The 15,163-nt window shown below is 65.4% G+C and carries 14 protein-coding genes; 4 read left to right on the top strand and 10 right to left on the bottom strand.

Going from position 1 to position 15,163, the window contains the following annotated elements; translation table 11 throughout:
- Window positions 1–9: 9 nt before the first annotated feature.
- On the bottom strand, window positions 10–762 hold the full coding sequence (locus ACFULT_RS09045) for an NAD-dependent deacetylase (protein WP_378481274.1): 753 nt from the start codon (window positions 760–762) through the stop codon (window positions 10–12).
- A gap of 21 nt (window positions 763–783) precedes the next feature.
- On the bottom strand, window positions 784–1,368 hold the full coding sequence (locus ACFULT_RS09040) for a DinB family protein (protein WP_037113846.1): 585 nt from the start codon (window positions 1,366–1,368) through the stop codon (window positions 784–786).
- Between the two features lie 257 nt (window positions 1,369–1,625).
- Here ACFULT_RS09040 and ACFULT_RS09035 point away from each other — a divergent pair, with 257 nt between their 5' ends.
- A complete protein-coding gene (locus ACFULT_RS09035; RefSeq protein WP_094719197.1) occupies window positions 1,626–1,955 on the top strand; it encodes an STAS domain-containing protein in 330 nt (109 codons plus the stop codon).
- A 34-nt stretch (window positions 1,956–1,989) separates the two neighbouring features.
- A complete protein-coding gene (locus ACFULT_RS09030; protein ID WP_255122664.1) occupies window positions 1,990–2,955 on the top strand; it encodes a DICT sensory domain-containing protein in 966 nt (321 codons plus the stop codon).
- Window positions 2,956–2,977: 22 nt separating this feature from the next.
- Here the strand turns inward: ACFULT_RS09030 and ACFULT_RS09025 are convergent, their stop codons facing one another.
- From ACFULT_RS09025 to ACFULT_RS09005, 5 genes are all read right to left on the bottom strand, one after another.
- The gene (locus ACFULT_RS09025) at window positions 2,978–4,339 is read right to left on the bottom strand and encodes a lipase family protein (RefSeq protein WP_170945135.1); all 1,362 of its coding nucleotides are present in this window, start codon (window positions 4,337–4,339) and stop codon (window positions 2,978–2,980) included.
- 124 nt (window positions 4,340–4,463) lie between these two features.
- Complete coding sequence (locus tag ACFULT_RS09020; RefSeq protein WP_378481273.1) at window positions 4,464–5,096, bottom strand: TetR/AcrR family transcriptional regulator; 633 nt, start codon at window positions 5,094–5,096, stop codon at window positions 4,464–4,466.
- Window positions 5,097–5,105: 9 nt separating this feature from the next.
- Complete coding sequence (locus ACFULT_RS09015) at window positions 5,106–7,430, bottom strand: FdhF/YdeP family oxidoreductase (RefSeq protein WP_378481272.1); 2,325 nt, start codon at window positions 7,428–7,430, stop codon at window positions 5,106–5,108.
- 29 nt (window positions 7,431–7,459) lie between these two features.
- A complete protein-coding gene (locus ACFULT_RS09010) occupies window positions 7,460–8,374 on the bottom strand; it encodes a LysR family transcriptional regulator (RefSeq protein ID WP_378481271.1) in 915 nt (304 codons plus the stop codon).
- A gap of 4 nt (window positions 8,375–8,378) precedes the next feature.
- Window positions 8,379–9,380, bottom strand: a complete 1,002-nt coding sequence (locus ACFULT_RS09005; protein WP_037113573.1) for a LacI family DNA-binding transcriptional regulator — start codon at window positions 9,378–9,380, stop codon at window positions 8,379–8,381.
- Window positions 9,381–9,534: 154 nt separating this feature from the next.
- On the opposite strand from ACFULT_RS09005, the gene ACFULT_RS09000 reads away from it, so the two are divergent.
- Window positions 9,535–10,710 carry a Gfo/Idh/MocA family protein gene (locus tag ACFULT_RS09000; RefSeq protein WP_378481270.1) on the top strand — a complete coding sequence of 392 codons (1,176 nt, stop codon included), beginning with the start codon at window positions 9,535–9,537 and terminating at the stop codon, window positions 10,708–10,710.
- A 29-nt stretch (window positions 10,711–10,739) separates the two neighbouring features.
- A complete protein-coding gene (locus tag ACFULT_RS08995; RefSeq protein WP_378481269.1) occupies window positions 10,740–11,732 on the top strand; it encodes a sugar phosphate isomerase/epimerase family protein in 993 nt (330 codons plus the stop codon).
- Window positions 11,733–11,793: 61 nt separating this feature from the next.
- Here the strand turns inward: ACFULT_RS08995 and ACFULT_RS08990 are convergent, their stop codons facing one another.
- From ACFULT_RS08990 to ACFULT_RS08980, 3 genes are read right to left on the bottom strand one after another with little or no spacing between them, the layout of a single operon-like run.
- Window positions 11,794–13,146, bottom strand: a complete 1,353-nt coding sequence (locus ACFULT_RS08990; RefSeq protein WP_378481268.1) for a glycosyltransferase family 2 protein — start codon at window positions 13,144–13,146, stop codon at window positions 11,794–11,796.
- Window positions 13,143–14,183 carry a hypothetical protein gene (locus tag ACFULT_RS08985; RefSeq protein ID WP_378481267.1) on the bottom strand — a complete coding sequence of 347 codons (1,041 nt, stop codon included), beginning with the start codon at window positions 14,181–14,183 and terminating at the stop codon, window positions 13,143–13,145. Before ACFULT_RS08985 ends, ACFULT_RS08990 begins: the two co-directional genes overlap by 4 nt.
- Entirely contained in the window at window positions 14,180–15,115 is a 936-nt protein-coding gene (locus ACFULT_RS08980; protein ID WP_378481266.1) for a WcbI family polysaccharide biosynthesis putative acetyltransferase, read from the bottom strand. The genes ACFULT_RS08985 and ACFULT_RS08980 overlap by 4 nt, the downstream gene beginning before the upstream one ends.
- Window positions 15,116–15,163: the final 48 nt, after the last annotated feature.

Genomic DNA, 15,163 nt, shown 5'->3' with positions numbered 1-15,163 from the left:
CCCAGCAGCTCAGTAGAGCGCCGCGACCAACGCAGGCAGGCCGAGTGCCGCCGTCGTGCGTAGGCGGTGGTCGGCCATGTCGGAAATCTCGGTTTCCACCGGATTGATCTCGACGACGACGGCACCCGTGCTGCGAGCCATCGCAGGCAGGCCGGCGAACGGAAACACGACACCGGACGTACCGACGACGAGCACGAGGTCCGCGTGCTCGACCGCGGAGACCGCTGCCGTCCACTGATCCTGAGGGAGCGATTCTCCGAACCAGACCGCCCCCGGCCTCATCGGCGCACCGCAGAACGGGCACTCGGGAGGCACGACGCGTTCGATCTCCTCGTCGACCACGTCCGCCTCCGGCTGCGAGTGCACTCCGCACTCCGAGCACCGGGGATCGAACAGACTTCCGTGTACGTGAGCGATCACGTGCGAGCCGGCTCGCTCGTGCAGGTCGTCCACGTTCTGCGTGGCAATGTCGAGATGTGTGCGTCGTTGCCACTCCGTCAGGGCCAGGTGCCCCGCATTGGGCGCCGACCGCCGGACCAGTTCGGCCCGCCAGCGGTACCACCCCCACACGAGGTCGCTGTCGCGCGCCCAGCCCTCGGGGCTGGCGAGATCGGCGGGATCGAACTGCGACCACAGTCCGGTGTGGGCGTCACGGAACGTCGCGATTCCCGACTCCGCCGACATTCCTGCGCCCGTCAGAACAGCGACACGGGTTGCCGTGCGCGCGAGGTCGATCACTGCACCGGGAAGCTCCGCGTTCACGCGAGCCAGTCTCGCACGAGATCAGGATTGGAACCGACGTGCGTGCTCCTCGACGCGTGCGCGGTGATCGGCCCAGAACGCAGCTTCGTCCGACGGCATGTTCTCGTTGCCGAGCGTGAGGCCGACCGATCCGTCGATCAACTCTCGAAGGATGTCGGCATGCCCTGCATGTCGGTCCATGTCCGCGATGACGTGTACGACGATGCGGTGCAAGGTGACGGTGGCCCGTTCACGAGGCCAATGCGGGACCACACCGGTGGCGTCGAGCGGAAGCTCGGCGATGGTGCGGTCCGAGTGTTCCCAGATCTGTCGGTACAGCCCGACGATGTACTCCGTGGATTCGTCGGCCGTGGCCCACAGGTCCGCGTGCGGGTCCTCGCCCTCCTCTGCCCACGGCACCGCTTCACGGAAGGGCCGGTCGAACGTCCAGCCGAAGTATCCGAGTTCGACGGCGGTGAGATGCTTGACCAGACCGAGCAGGTTGGTGCCGGTGGGTGTCATCGGACGACGCATGTCGTACTCGGACAAGCCGTCCAGTTTCCAGAGCAGTGCGTCGCGTCCTGTCTGCAGGTACCTCTGCAGATCTTCCTTGGCCGAATCCGTCATGTGCCCCAGCCTTGCAGACTCGTCCGACACGTACAGATCGTCGCGTTTCATTACCGTTTCGAGACCCGGTGACCCGAAACGGACACTACGGACTCGATCGAATCCTCTTGCACCACAATGGATCACAACGATTTTCGAGAACGGACGTTACATTATCGTGATGTTTGTTATAAATTCGTTATTGTTCGTGCATCCCTACGGATACCTTGGTCCGTCACGATGATTGCGGAGAACAAGTATCGACTCGGGAGGAACAGATGACGCACGTTCTGCTCGACCAGGAGACCGAGGTACAGAGCTCGGCGTCGGCATCGACGCTGGTCGTGTCCGGTGACATCGATCTGATCACTGCACCGTCCTTCGCTCGTCGTCTGAACGAGGCCCTCGAGCAGAACCCACACGTCATGCTGGACATGTCCGGTGTCACGTTCTTCAGCAGCGCAGGCGTCGACGTGCTCGCGTCGGTCGACACCGCTGGGGGCCGGACGCTGACGATCACCTCCTGCCCCCTCGCGGTCGGGCGAACGCTGGACGTGCTCGGATGGCCGTCTCATCTTCGTCTCCTCGCGAGCGCATCACACACGTGATCCTTTCGCCCCACACGAGAACAACAGGTACCCGGTGAGTTCCCCTCGGTTCGCTCCTGGTGACGTGATTCCGGTCGAGCTCGACCCGGGGCACACCACCTCTCGCTCGACGGGGGTTCTCGCCGACGCAGTCGTGATCGACCACGTCGCGTTCTCACGCAATCCGGCATCGGTACTGAGCACGGTCGAATCGGCGCGTGCGCAAGCGCGGCCGGTCGCGCTCGACGGTGTCGGCACGGGACCGGAGTCACTTGCCCTGCTTCCGCTGATCGAGCCGGATGTCATCATCCTCGCGCCCGAGATGACCGGTAGCGCGACCGACGTCGCCGCGGCCAGAGCACTGCACGTCCTTGCTGCGCAGGCCGAGCGCACCGGAGCTGTCGTCGTGGCACGGGGCGTGGATTCCGATCGAGACCGGGACAGAGCACTGGCGCTCGGAGCCACGTTCGGCCTGGGCGATCTCTTCCGTACCGACGGTGGCGACGCGCGCCCGGACGCGGTGACACCACCGACGTGGAACACCCCGTCCAGCGATCACACGTCCGCGTTCGTCATCGCGTCGACCGACCAGACGACGACGGTCAGCACGAAGAAACTGCTCGTGCAGATGAGCATGCACATCGAGGCACAGGCCTCCGACGCAGGTCCGGACACCCTGGTGCTGGGGACATTTCAGCATTCGCGGCACTTCACTGCGCGCACGAGGCGCAGATGGCGCACCCTCGCGGGCCGGACCGCGTACACCGGCGTCTACGGCATCGGGCTCGGAGAGCTGGCAGTGCCCGGCATCGTCGGGTCGTCTCTCGACGCCTCGGACGACCTGGTCGACGAATGGAACGTCGTGGTGCTCGGGCAGTTCTTCTGCTGCGTACTGTCGGCCCGGGACCTGCACCGAGGCGAGGACGATCCCGACCGCGAGTTCGAGTACGCCATCACGCACGATCGGGCGACGGTCGTGCGGTGCGCTCGGACCGTGTTGTCACGGTCCGAGCCCCGCTGATTCTCGTGGTTCGGCCGGCCGGTCAGGATCCGATCGGCTGACCGAAGAGGCCGGCAACCAGATCGCCGACGACGTCCTGCCACACCGGCCAGGTCCGCGAGTCCAGAGCCATCGAGCCGACGTCGGTGGTGCGGCAGCCCGGCTCGGCCGGCACTCCGGCGAACCGGTCGCGAAGCCACAGCAGCGCACTCGGCGCAGCAACCACTTCGAGGGTGAGGTGTTCGCTGAAATGGTCACGCGTGTAGGTGACGCTCGCGTTCGGGTCGGCGCAGTACGTGTCGACGAGCGTGTTCACCGGCCCGACGGGCACCAGCCAGTCCGGGTTGGATTGGTACATGTACATGGGGAATCGGGGTACGGATTTGCCCATCCGCAACTTGTCGAGTGCGCTCTGCGCTACCGGCTCGCGAAGCGGATCGCCGGGGGTGTCGAAGAGCCCCTTGAGGTTGACGAACGGTGCGATGGCCGAGTTCCATCCGATGCACAGGTTCTGCTTCGCACCGAACATCGCCTTGCCCAGCGGGTTGAGCTTCTGGTCGATGAACTGCGCGAGCTCGGGATCTTCACGGGAGACTCCGATGATGCCGGATGCCACGATTCCTGCACCGAGCGCATTGTTGGAGTTGTCGACTAACGCACCCACGTCGGCTGCGATTCCGCCTTCGGCGGCCCCGACGATGTTCAGGTCGGGGGCGTAGCTTTCGTGCAGCTCGGCGGCGTGACCTGTCGCGATGGATCCGCCGGAGTACCCCATCATTCCGACCTTCGTCTCACGACCGTCCAACTCGAGCGGGTCGAAGTTCTCGGCGGCACGGATTCCATCGAGCGTGATCCGCCCGGCGAGAGGGCCTGCCGCGAAGGCCGAGTTCGGCCCTTGGTGGTCGGGCACCACGACAGCCCAGCCCTGAGCCAGGGCGGCCTGGATTTCCAGGAACTGCGCTCCCCCGGTGATCGCTCCGGTCAGCGGCCAGGGAATGGAGCCCTGCTGCAGCACGTACGACGATGCACAGTAGGCGCCCAGTGAGTCCTCGGCGATCTGAAAGGACAGCAGTGGCCTGCCCGGAACGTATCCGCGAGGCTTGAGCACGGTGGCCACCGCCGGGATCGCGTCGTCGCGACTGTCGTTGGACCGGTACGACAGCTGCCAGGCGTCGACGTTGACCGGGAGGACACCGAGGTTCGCCACGTTCACCGGCCGAGACGCGATGATCTGGCCGGGCTCGGCAGCGGAGACGATCGACTGTTCCGGCGAGTAGAACCCCGTGTCGAACTCCGGAATCGCCGGGAACGCCGGCTGCGCTATCACTGGCGGCGCGGTGGCGGTCACCGCGACGGCGACGCTCGCAGCCGCAACCACACCGAGAACCACTCTTCGAACGGACATTCAGCCTCCCCGAAAACAAGTTAGATGTATTTGTCTAACTTCGACTCCGTGGAGAGTAGATCAGAAGTGACGTGGATTACAACCACCTGATCCCGTGGCCGCTCCGCATGCCCCGCTCGTGCCGTCAGTGCAGAAGCAGCGAGTCGAGGAACCCGACCATGATGTTCGTGAGGTCCTCGACATCGGGTCGCGGATCCGCCGTGCTCCATTGCTGCACGAGCGCGATGAGGGCCCCGATGAACGCCGTCGACGCCATCTCGTAACCGCCCGGCGGCACGTAATCCTTACCCACCGCCGACCGGACGGTCAGCGCGAAGAACTCGCGCCACACCGCGCGCTCGGCCAACCGATGCTCGTCCATGCGTCGACTGACACCGACACTGTCCACGAACGAGATACGTGCCCTCCGTGGATCTTTGCCGATCGACTCGACGTACGCCCCCATCGCCGCCGTCGCCAGCTCGTGCGTATCGGAGGCCGCACACCGCGCGACCGCTTCGGTCGTTGCTGCCTTGGCGTCTGCCTGGATCGAGTCGTACAGCGCGATGAGAGCGTCTTCGCGGCTCGCGAACTCGTCGTAGAACTGCCTGCGCGCCAACCCGGCCGAACGACACAGGTCTGCAACGGAACTGGATGTGTATCCCTTCTCGGAGAACACGTCGAGCGCGGCGGCGAGAAACTGCGACCGCCTCCGGGAACGACGATCCTCGACGGCGATGCCGCCATAGGTTCGATTGTCGCCGTCCGCGATGCTCACCGGACGAGTTTAGCCGTGACGGCGGCGTTCCAACCGGACGACGACGGCCTTGGACACCGGAGTGTTGGATTTCCGCGCGACGTGGTCGAGCGGAATCAACGGGTTTGTCTCCGGGTAGTAGGCTGCCGCGTTTCCACGAGGCGTGGAATAAGCGACGATTCTGAACTGGTCGGCACGGCGTTCGGCGTTGGTACCGTCGGGAAGTGGCCACTCGGAGACGAGGTCCACCACGTCCCCGTCGGCAAATCCCATCGACACGATGTCGTCGGGATGGACGAACACCACCCTTCTGCCACCTTTCACGCCGCGATAGCGATCGTCGAGGCCGTAGATGGTGGTGTTGTACTGGTCATGGCTGCGCATCGTCTGCAGTATCAGCCGCCCCTCGGGGACCGGCAACCACGTCAACTCGTTGACCGCGAAGTTGGCCTTGCCGGTGGAGGTGTGGAAGGTACGACTGTCGCGGGGAGGATGCGGAAGCCCGAACCCTTCCTTCTGCCGGACCTTGCGGTTGAAGTCCTCGAAGCCAGGGACGACGCGGGAGATGGAGTCCCGAATCGTGTCGTAGTCGTCACGGAAGCTCGCCCACGGCACCGAATGGTCCCTGCCGAACAGCTTTTCGGCGATCCCGCACACGATGGCCACCTCGGATCGCATGAACGCGCTCGACGGCCGAAGGCCACCGCGCGAGGCATGCACCATCGACATCGAGTCCTCGACGGTCACGAACTGCTTGCCCGACGCCTGCACGTCGCGATCGGTTCGTCCGAGCGACGGCAGGATCAGAGCGCTGCGGCCGTGGACCAGGTGGCTGCGATTCAGCTTGGTCGAGACCTGAACGGTCATGGTGCAGTTGCGGAGCGCCGCCTCGGTGACGGCGGTGTCCGGTGTCGCCGAGACGAAGTTGCCGCCCATGCCCATGAAGAACGCGCCGCGGCCGTCGCGCATGGCTCGTATCGAGTCGACGGCGTCGAGTCCGTGGTCGCGGGGAGAGTGGATGCCGAACTCGACATCGAGTGCCGCGAGAAACGACTCGGGCATCTTCTCCCAGATTCCCATCGTGCGATCACCCTGGACGTTCGAATGTCCCCGCACGGGGCAGACACCGGCGCCCGGCTTTCCGATCATCCCGCGCAGCAGCAGCAGGTTCACTGCTTCCTCGATGGTCGCGACGCCGTGGGTCTGCTGTGTCAGCCCCATCGCCCAGCAGACGATCGTCTTCTCCGACCGGATGAGTGCCTCGGCGGTGTCGCGAATCTCGCGCATCGACAGGCCTGTCGCCTCCAGCACGACGTCCATGTCCACACCGCGGATGTGGTCGATCCACTCGTCGAAGCCCGCGGTGTAGGCCTCGACGAAGGCCCGGTCGATCACGGTACCCGGCGCCTTGTCGTCCGCGTCGACGAGCATCTTTCCCAGTCCCTGGAACAGCGCCATGTCCCCGCCCAGCCGGATCTGCAGGTATTCGTCGGCGATGGCGACGCCGTCCCCGACGACTCCGCCGACCTTCTGCGGATCCTTGAACCGTCGCAGCCCGGCCTCGACCAACGGATTGATCGCGATGACCCTGGCTCCGTTGCCTTTTGCTTTCTCCAGGGTGGACAGCATGCGGGGATGGTTCGTTCCAGGATTCTGGCCTGCGATGAGGATGAGGTCTGCATTCTCGATGTCCGGAACCGATACCGAGCCTTTGCCGATTCCGATCGACGCGCTGAGCGCACTCCCCGAGGATTCGTGGCACATGTTGGAGCAGTCCGGCATGTTGTTGGTGCCGTAGGACCTGATCAGTAGCTGGTACAGGAATGCAGCCTCGTTCGACGTGCGTCCGGAGGTGTAGAAGATCGCCTGCTCCGGGCCGGAGAGTTGCCTGAGCTCGTCGGCGATCATGCGCTCGGCGCTGTCCCAGTCGATCTCCTCGTAGTGGGTCGCACCCGGCCGCAGCACCATCGGGTGCGTGATGCGGCCTTGCTGGCCGAGCCAGTACTCGGTCCGCCCGAGCAGGTCGTCGATCGAGTGCGTCGCGAAAAAGTCCGGTCCGACCGTTCTCCTGGTCGCTTCTTCGGCGACCGCTTTCGCACCGTTCTCGCAGAACTCAGCGTGCTTGCGGTGCCCGGGCGTCTCCGGCCATGCGCACCCCGGGCAATCGAAACCCTTGCGCTGGTTGAGTTTTGCCAGCGAGTACGCGGTGCGGCCGGGCCCCATCTGCTCGACGCCTCGCTGCAGGGACACGAGCACGGCCGGGACGCCTGCTGCGTAGGACTTGGCTTCGGTGACGACGATGGACTTCTCGTCGTACTCGTACTCGTCGGCTGACACGCTACGACGGTGCACCATCGTGACCGCACACGTCCAAGACGTGGCTCCTACCGACCGATAGGCGACGCCGATGAAGTCCGGTCGAGCCCGCGAGCAGTGTTCTCCAACGCCCGGATCAGACTGGATCCCTGACTGTCCCTGGCCGTCACCAGTCCGATGATCGGAGCGTCCAGTTCACTCGTCAACGGGGTGCACCGAAGCCCCGGCGGTTCTCCGAACACCTGCCGCCACACGCGCGGAACGACGGACGCCCACTGCCCGGTCTTCACGTGCGCGTACAACGAGGCGATGGAGTCGGTCTCGATCTGCGGCGTACTGGCGGCACCGTCGTAGGCGAAGAACTCGTCGAGGATTCTGCGTCCACGCATCATCGACGGCAGCGTGCACATCGGAAATTCTGCGGCGTCGCGCCAGGTGACACTGTCCTCCCGAAACGGACCGAAGTCGGTCGCGGTCAACAGGTCGTAGTACTCGCGGTAGAGCGGAAACGTCCGGTATCGCTCGTCGACTCCGTCGTCCAAGTAGGTGATTCCCCCGTCGAGCTCGAAACGGTCGATGCGGCCGGTGATCTCGTCGGACGGCAGGTCCTCCGACAGTGAGACCGTCACCAAGGGGTGGTGCAGACACAGTGGTCCGGTCAGGTCGGCCACTGTCGCCGACGCCGTGGGCACCACGCCCAGACGTACCGCGCCGGTGACACCGGACCGCAGAGTTGCCGCTTCCTCCTGCAGCGACTTCTGATCGGCGACGATACGGCGCGCCCACCGGACGATCTGTTCGCCTTCGGGGGTGAGTCCTTCGAACTTGTGGCCCCGGACGATCAGGGGAAGGTCGAGCTCGACTTCGAGCTTCCGGATCGCTTCGGACAGCGCCGGTTGCGAAACGTGGCATGCCTGAGCCGCGCGTGTGAAGTGACGTTCACGCGACAGCGCCACGAGGTATTCCAGTTGCCGGAAGAGCACACCGTCACCTCCGATCGGTGGGACCGGTCGTCCCTCGGACCACCAGGCGCGGCCGGAGAACGCTCGACGACACCTCGGTGCGTTCGTCGTCGAGACGTGAGGTTGCTGCAGTGATCGCGCGGCGCGCCTGCTCCTTGGGTTCCTGACTGACGGTGGTCAGGTCGATGTGGGCCATTCTCGCCAACGTGCTGTCGTCGTACCCGGTCACCGAGATGTCGCCGGGAACGGAGACTCCTCGCCTCTGCAGCGCGTCGAGCAGGCCGACTGCACTGCGGTCGTTGGCTGCGACGATCGCGGTGGGGGGCTCGATGTCTCCGTCGAGGAACGCATCGACGGCCGCGGGCGCGAAGTTCTCGGTGAAGTCGCCCTCGACGACGGCCATGTGCTCGTCCAGCCCGTGGCGATGCATCGCGCGGCGGTAGCCGGCTTGGCGGTCCTTGCCGATCGACCCGTACCCCGTGAAATGCGCGATTCTGCGATGCCCCAGTGACACCAGGTGATCGACGACGTCGCTCATCCCCCGCGAGTCGCCCGCCCGCACGGCGTCGACTCCGCCGATTCGTCGACCCACCGCAACGATCGGCACCCGCCCTGCCCACGCTCTGAGGTCGACATCCGACGCGGCGGGCCCGAGCAGAACCACTGCCTCACAGCGGAAGTCGAGCAGTGTCTCCATGACGGCGGCTTCGGCGTGTGTCGGGGTGACGGCACCGAGTACCACCTCGTAACCGACCTTGTCCGCCTCGGCCACCATGTGCTCGACCATCTCCGCGTGGAACGCATTCCTGATGTCGGTCATGACGCCGATGAGGTGAGTGCGCCGGAGGGACAGCAGAGCTGCAGTTCGGTTCGGTCGGTAGTCCATCTCCTCCGCGACGGCGAGGACCCTGGCCTTCGTCTCCGCACTGGGCCCAGGAACTCCACGAAAGATCATGGACACCAAGGCCTTCGACACCCCTACCTTGTCGGCGATGTCCTGCATGGTCACCGATCTTCCGGCGTTCATGTCTTCTCGTCTCCGTTCCTGCCCGTGAGAGCGTGTCGAACTGCGGCAACGCCGTCCTTGACATCCGCGCGATCGGTGACCCATAGTATCTCTACTAGACCGGTCAAATAGACCGAACTAATCCCGCGACACTCCGAAAGAAAGCAGCACGTTCATGACAGAGAACTCGCTCGGTGTAGCCGTCATCGGTGGCGGTATGGCCGGCCGCGCCCATGCCGCCGGGTACCGGATGGCGTCGACGCTGTTCGGCACCGACCGCCCGGACGTGCGTTTGGTGGCCATCGCGGACACCAACAAGGGTGTCGCGGACGACACCGCCAAGCGGTACGGCTACGAGCGCGCCGAGTACAGCTGGCAGGCCATCGCCGAGGCACAGGACATCGATGTCGTGTCCGTAGTCGTCGCCAATCACCTGCACCGTGAGATCGTCGAAGGCCTGCTCGCCGCGGGTAAGAACGTGCTGTGCGAGAAGCCGCTGGCAGGGTCGCTGGCCGATGCGGAGTCGATGGTCGCTGCCGCCGCGGCATCGAGTGGTATCGCCTCGGTCGGCTACACCTACCGCCGCTCCCCGGCAGTGCAGGCCATCGCCGACGAGCTCGCCGCCGGTCGCCTCGGTGAGATCGTGCACTTCGACGGCCGCTACCGCGCCGATTACTCTCTCGACCCGACCGGGCCGATCACCTGGCGGTACCGCGGCGGGCAGGGAACAGGTGCACTCGCCGATGTCGGCAGTCATCTGATCGATCTCGCCGAGTACGTCGCCGGGCCGATCGTCGAGGTCCGCGGGGCGCAGTTCTCCACCGTCATCACCGAACGCCCCGTTCCGGTCGGAGTTACCTATGGTCACACCAAAGCCGCGACCACCGGGGAGACAGCGCCGGTGGAGAACGAGGACATCGCGACCTTCACCGCGCAGTTCGCCGGCGGGTTCGTCGGAACCTTCTCCGCCTCGCGGGTCTCGCACGCCAATCCCGACGGACTGTCCTTCGATGTGTTCGGCACGCGCGGGTCGGCGTCGTGGGCGCTCGAGCGAGCCGCGGAGTTCCACATCTCCACCACCGACATCGACGAGACGGTCAACGGCCGCCGTCAGGTCATCATCGGACCCCAGCACCCCTACATCCAGGGCGGGCTGCCAATGGACGCCGGCGGCGTCGGGCACGGCAAAGCCGAATTCTTCGCCTACCAGGCACGGGCATTCCTCGACCAGGTCGCCGGACTGACCGGCCTGCCCCCGCTCCCGGACTTCGCGCACGGACTGCGCGGCATGCAGATCGTCGCCGCCATCGCCGAATCCGCTGCCGCGAACGGCACCGCAGTCAAGATCTGACCCACCCCCTACTTGCAAGGAAGCTCACGATGAAACTCGGCGTCTACAACGCGATCCTGCACGACAAGTCTCTGCCCGACGCCATCGCGACGGTGGCCTCACTCGGTCTCGAAGGCATCGAGATCAACTCCGGTGGATTCCTGCCACCGGTGCACATTCCGGTCGACGACCTGCTCGCCGGTACCATCAGCCCGGCCGACTACCTCGCGGTGTTCGAGGGCACGGGCGTCTCGATCGCCGGCCTGAACTGCAACGGCAACCCACTGCACCCCGACCCGGAGGTCGGCCCCGAGGACGCCGAGGACCTGCGTAAGTCCATCCGTGTCGCGGGTCTGCTCGGCATCGACCGGGTGGTGACGATGTCCGGTCTGCCCGCAGCCCACGAGGGTGGGACGTGGCCGGCATGGCATGTCAACACCTGGGATTCGGGATACCTCGACTCCTCCGATTACCAGTGGGATCAGGTCGCGGTTCCGTTCTGGAAAGAAATCGACGCTCTCGCCCGTGAGCACGGAGTCAAGGTCGCCATCGAGATGCACCCGCAGAACCTGGTGTTCAACCCACCGACCCTGAAGCGCCTCGTCGACAAAGGCGGCCTGAGCAACGTCGGCGCCGAAATGGACCCCTCGCACCTGTTCTGGCAGGGCATCGACCCGGTCAAAGCCATCGAATGGCTCGGCCCCCTGGTCTTCCACGCCGCAGCCAAGGACACCCGAATCAACCCCAACTGCGAGATCTACGGAGTCCTCGACGACCGATTCACCCGCGCACCGCAGGACGGACCCCGCACCAGCCTCGGCGGCAAGCACTTCGTCAACGTCTGGCCGCAGGACTCGGCCTGGGACTTCGTCGCCGTCGGCAACGGACACGACGTCGACTTCTGGACGCGGTTCCTGCGCGCCCTCAACGCCGTCGACCCCGACATCGCCGTCAACATCGAACACGAGGACACCGCTTACGGTCCTCTCGAAGGCCTACAGATCGCCGTCGACACCCTCAACAAGGCCAAAGCGAACCTGTAGCTTCATCACCGCATTTCCCGCCGGCGCTGGACATCACCTCGGTGGTGTCCAGCGCTCGTGGTCACCAGGCCAGCCACGGTTCGCCGTCGATCAGTGAGATGCCGACCTCCTCGGCGCTCCGACGCTCGATCGTGAACAACGCGTTCAGCAACTTCGATTCGGACTCGCCGGTCAGCGCGGCCCAACGCTGTGCACGGTTCAGTGCCCTGGACGCCGTCGCCGAGACCGAGGCACCGTCGCAATCGACGGTCACCCTGCCTGCCAGTCCAGGACCGATGCTTCCAGTCAGTGCACCCCACGTCGCCGACGAGAACTGCACCGGGCCCGAAACGTGCACGACGAACCTGCAGCGAAGCCGAACCGATCGGTCAGGGGTTCCGACGCGCACGCGAGAATCATCCAGTGCCAGTGTGTCGTACACCTCGGCACCTCGCTCTCCCTCCAGCCACACCGCGCAATCGACACCACGCACGATGCTGGCGACAGTGACCATCACCGATGCCGGTGATGCCTCCGCCACGTCGAGGATCACCGCAGCGTCGGGGATGCGGTAGTGCAGTCCGTGGCTTCGCGCACTGGGATCGGTGATCAACGGTGCGAGAGCCACGGCCTCGGTGTTCTTCTCGTCGCTCCTGTCCGTGACGTCTCGCCCCGCCCAGTCCGGCCCGTCGTGCCACGCGACCGCCGTCGGCTCGTGGGCGAACACCGCTCCCGCCATGAACGCGCGATTGGCGAACTCCCAGTCCTCGCCGCCGTACCGGACGAAGGTCTCGTCGAAGCCGCCGACCTCCTCGAACAGTTCTCGGCTGCAGGTCAACACTGCACTGATGACGAATTTGTATCCGTCCCAACCCGGTCGGAGTAGGTTACCGGTGCGGCGGTAGGCGCCGGACAACCAATCGGGTTCGCCGAGTTCCCGTGGAGTACGAAGCCATTCCGACAGTTCCGATACGTTCACATCACTCAGATCGGCGTGTCCTCGCCGCCCGACGACAACCGTGTCCGGAGCCACTGCAGGCAGAGCAACGGCGGCCTCGACGTACCCGGGAATCGGGACTGTGTCGGCGTCGAGAAAACACAGAACCTCACCCGTCCCCGCACGTGCACCGAGGTTGCGGGCCGCGGCGGCCCGAAACCCCTTGTCCTCCTGGCTCACCACCGTCACCGCCAGCCTGTCGAGCCAGTCGTCGACGACAGGCGGCGTAGGTGAACCGTCGTCCGCGATGACCACCTGCATCTTGTCGGACGGGTAGTCCTGCTGTGCCAGGGCTTCGAGTACGAGCGACAATTGATGTGGCTGATCGTAATAGGGGATCACGACGGTGACGCCCGGCAACTCCACCGTGTCCGGCGCCAGATCCCATCGGTTGTCCGGCACGACGTACCGGCCCTGGACCTCGAGAGCCCTGGTCATCCCTGCCATCCCCTCAGAATCGAGTCGTACTCCCGGGCGACGTCGCTCGGTGTCGGCCGCGGCACCACATCCGCGTCGATCCAGGTCGACGACGGATCTCGCACCGCCTCGGCGATCGCGTCCCGCAATGAGTCCACGTCGTCTTCGTGCACACGAACCACACCGGGCGATCGCAGGTCCAGTTCTTCGGTGTACGCGTTGCGAGGGACGAGGGGACGACGTCTCGCCGCAATCCAGGTATTGATCGATCCCGACGCCGACAGGTGCCGATGAAAGGCAACAGGAACCGTCGCATCCGCCAAGCGCTGATACATATCGCATTCCGGGAGGAATCCGGTGACCTCGCAGGGCCGTCCGGCTTCGGCTGCCGTGCACCGCAACTGATCGATCAGATCCTCGTGCCCTGGCGACGCAGTCCCCAACGCGACGAAACCCACGGACCGCGGTAAGTCTGCCATCGCCCGGAGCGTCTCGATGTGCCCTTTCCCCGGATACAGGAAACCCAGCACGGCAACGCGCGCACTCGGCACTTCCATCACCCCGGCAGGCTCCGCTCTCGGCTTTTGGGTCACTCCTGCAGGCTCCGCTCTCGGCCTCGGCATCATCAACGGAACCACCTGAGGATCGACGTCCGCGTCGGTGAATTCTCGGAGCAGCGAGGCCTCGTGTTCGCTCGACACGATCACGCCTGCGGCGTGATGGATCACGTTCCGGTAGAACCGAATTCGTGCCTCGAATCCCGACCCGTCGGACGGTTGTGGCACGTCGTGCACGGTTACCGAGTGCCGCACGGGCAGCCTGGCACACAGTGACGCGTAGTTGGGCTCTGCGGACACACGGTCACCGAAGAGTCGGTCGGTCACGTGCAGATGTACGAGTGAGCACTCCCCGATCCAGGCCGGGAGTTCGGACTCCGGTCCGTCCAGGCGCACTACCCGATGCGTCGGCTCCCCCAACTCGCGTGCCACGGACGCGCCGTACTCGACGACACCGTGCGCCGGTGGTCCTACCAGAACATGGCCGATCGTCGCCGTCATGCAGCCAGGTCCAGAATGTCGAGGAGGTCGGCGTAGCGATCGAGGGCAGCGTCGACGAACTGCGGGTTGTCTCGATACCACTGCAACTGAACCCGTCGGATCTCGTCCTGGGACACGGGCGAACCGTTCACGAGCCACGACGGCCGGGCCGGTACCTGCAGGTCCAGCGCCCGTACGACGCGCTCGTCGAGCGGAGAGACGATGTTGCCCAACAATTCTCGATCGGGCTCGGCGGGCGGGCCACAACCCAGCGCGTGGAGAATGCGGGATCCGAGCGCCGTCAACACTGTGTTTCCCGGGTGGTTGACGGTATTCGCGGCCCCGGCGCCCGCTGGAAGCAGAAGATCGGACACACCGACGTCGCACTGGGCACGTTCACGCCGGGCGAGTTCCGCGATGCTCCACGCTGCGACGTCTGCCACCTGACGAGCACTCAGCGGGACGTCCCACCCGGCCGAGTCACCGTCGCGGGCGGCGATCACCGTCCTCAGATCGTGGTAGGGGACGCCTGCGGGCGTCGCGGACGGGGCACTGGGGTGCCGCACGATGACCTGGAACGGATACAACCCGCTGTATCGCAGGACCGGCCACACGATCTTCTCCGCTCGATCGGATCGGAGTGCGTCCACATCGTCCGTACCGATCGGCAACGCGCGGTAGCCGGAACGCACGGGCTGGGACAGCAGCACCGCACAGCGTGTCATCAGGTCACGAACGTGCGGTAGGTCGCTCTCGGTGAGCTCGTGGACCGGAGGAACTCGCACCGTACGGTAAGGAAGATCCGCCGCGCTCGAGACCACGATCCGCAGGGCCTCCGCCTGGCAGTTCCCCCACACGACCAGTAGCGGCCGTCCGTCGCCCGTCGTGTCGGAGACTCCGTAGAAATCTCCGTAGTGAACGCGACGCCCCTCGTCGGGATCGTTCGACGTCACGGGCTCCCTGTAGTATTCGGTTGTCGCAGGAGACACTCCCTCTCGAGC

Source organism: Rhodococcus sp. NPDC057297 (assembly GCF_042667435.1).
In the GTDB taxonomy this organism is placed as follows: Bacteria; Actinomycetota; Actinomycetes; order Mycobacteriales; family Mycobacteriaceae; genus Rhodococcoides.
Note: the sequence above shows the minus strand (reverse complement) of the source record. Positions and strands in the feature narration are given on the sequence as shown.